The 2,524-nt window shown below is 41.3% G+C and carries 1 pseudogene; it reads left to right on the top strand.

What is annotated here, in order from left to right:
* Positions 1 to 451: 451 nt before the first annotated feature.
* A pseudogene (locus tag FJR38_RS09180) lies at positions 452 to 2,524 on the top strand (bifunctional aconitate hydratase 2/2-methylisocitrate dehydratase); the annotation flags it as partial.

The following is a 2,524-nucleotide window of genomic DNA, read 5'->3' as shown; positions in this document are numbered from 1 at the left end:
AAAAAATCGCCATTTTCCCAAACAATAAAAAATTACATCCTGTACATCCTCTAATCCTGGATATCCTGATTCTGACAGATTGTTATTGATGAATTTTGTATGAATATTGAAAGATGATAATTACAATCACAGGATATTATCTATCATCCAAAAATCGCCATTTTTGCTAAACAATAAAAAATCACATCCTGTAAATCCTAAAATCCTGGACATCCTGATTCTGACAAATTAACCCTGATATCTAGGATTAAAAACCTTCTTATATTCCAACTTCAACGCACCAAAATTAATCAATAAACCCACAGGAAAATTATAAAATGTAAACTTTACTGTTCAGATTATAAACTATAAACTGTTCTTGATAACCAATTCCGTCCATTCGTAACTCCTGTAACAATTCCCTTACAATAAAATAAAGAAAACAAGACATTGAGAGGAGAAAAGCTAAATCATGTTAGCAGAATACCAACAACACACCCAAGAACGCGCAGAAATGGGTATTCCCCCATTACCATTAGACGCAAAACAAACTTCAGAATTATGTGAATTACTGAAAAATCCACCCCAAGGTACTGAAGAGTTATTATTAAATTTATTACGCGATCGCATTCCCCCCGGTGTAGATCAAGCAGCTTATGTAAAAGCTGGATTTCTGACTGGAATTGCTAAAGAGGAAATTACCAGCCCCTTAGTTTCACCAATTGATGCAGTAGAATTACTGGGAACAATGATCGGCGGTTACAATGTTCAATCCTTAATAGATTTACTCCAAGTTTCCAGCACCTCCGTATCAGAATCTTCAGAAACACCCTTAGTCATGGGAGGAGAAGGAAGAGAACAAATAGCCGCTTATGCAGCCAACGCCCTCAGCAAAATTATGTTGGTGTATGATGCTTTCCATGATGTTTTGGAATTATCAAAAACCAACCCCTACGCTAAAAGAGTGGTAAACTCATGGGCAGAAGCAGAATGGTTTACGCTGCGTCCCACATTACCAGAATTTATCACCGTTACAGTTTTCAAAGTTCCCGGAGAAACCAACACAGACGACTTATCACCCGCAACCCACGCTACAACTAGACCTGATATTCCTTTACACGCTTTGGCGATGTTAGAAACTCGTCAACCGGGAAGTTTAGAAACCATTGCAGAGTTAAAGAAGAAAGGACATCCCGTTGCTTATGTTGGTGATGTCGTGGGAACTGGTTCATCTCGTAAGTCTGCAATCAATTCTGTATTATGGCATTTTGGGCAATGATATTCCCTTTGTGCCAAACAAGCGGGCTGGGGGTTATATTTTAGGAAGTGCGATCGCTCCGATCTTTTTTAACATAGCCGAAGATGCCGGTGCATTACCCATACAATGCGATGTCAGCAAAATGGAAACCGGTGACGTGATCACCATTTATCCCTACAAAGGCGATATTCTCAACGCCGCAGGAGAAGTAATTTCCACCTTCAGCCTCAAACCTGACACCATTCTAGACGAAGTTCGCGCAGGTGGACGCATCCCCCTACTAATTGGGCGTACCCTCACCGATAAAACCCGTCAAGCATTAGGTTTAGAACCCAGCACTTTATTTATTCGTCCTCAAGCCCCAGCCGACACCGGAAAAGGCTTCACACTGGCGCAGAAAATGGTCGGGAAGGCGTGCGGTTTGCCTGGTGTACGTACAGGGACATCTTGCGAACCAATCATGACTACAGTCGGTTCTCAGGACACTACCGGACCAATGACAAGAGATGAATTAAAAGAACTTGCTTGTTTAGGTTTCAGTGCAGACTTAGTAATGCAAAGCTTCTGTCACACAGCCGCATATCCCAAACCAGTGGACATCAAAACCCACCAAGAACTACCTGACTTCTTTTCCCAACGTGGTGGTGTAGCGTTGCGTCCTGGTGATGGTATCATCCACTCTTGGTTAAACCGGATGTTATTACCCGACACCGTGGGAACAGGTGGAGATTCACACACTCGCTTCCCGTTAGGAATATCCTTCCCCGCAGGTTCTGGTTTAGTTGCGTTTGCTGGTGCATTGGGTGTAATGCCTTTGGATATGCCAGAATCAGTTTTGGTAAGATTTAAAGGAGAATTGCAACCAGGAATTACATTGAGAGATATTGTTAACGCCATTCCTTATGTTGCTATCCAAAAAGGGTTGTTAACTGTAGAAAAGCAGAACAAGAAAAACGTCTTCTCTGGCAAGATTTTGGAAATTGAAGGTTTACCAGATTTGAAAGTTGAACAAGCTTTTGAATTAACTGATGCTTCCGCAGAACGTTCTTGTGCAGGTTGTACAATTAAATTGAGTGAAGAAACAATTGCGGAATATTTGCGTTCCAATATTGCCTTGTTAAAAAACATGGTAGCACGGGGTTATCATGATGAGCGAACCATTATGCGCCGAGTAGCGAAAATGGAAGAATGGTTAGCAAATCCTGTATTAATGTCGGCCGATGCAGATGCGGAGTATGCAGAAATAATTGAAATTGATTTAAGCGAAATCAAAGAACCAATTGTAGC

It is taken from the genome of Anabaena sp. UHCC 0253, assembly GCF_009712085.1.
Classification (GTDB): Bacteria; Cyanobacteriota; Cyanobacteriia; order Cyanobacteriales; family Nostocaceae; genus Dolichospermum.
The sequence above is the reverse complement of the archived record's forward strand: the minus strand, read 5'-3'. Positions and strand labels throughout refer to the sequence as shown.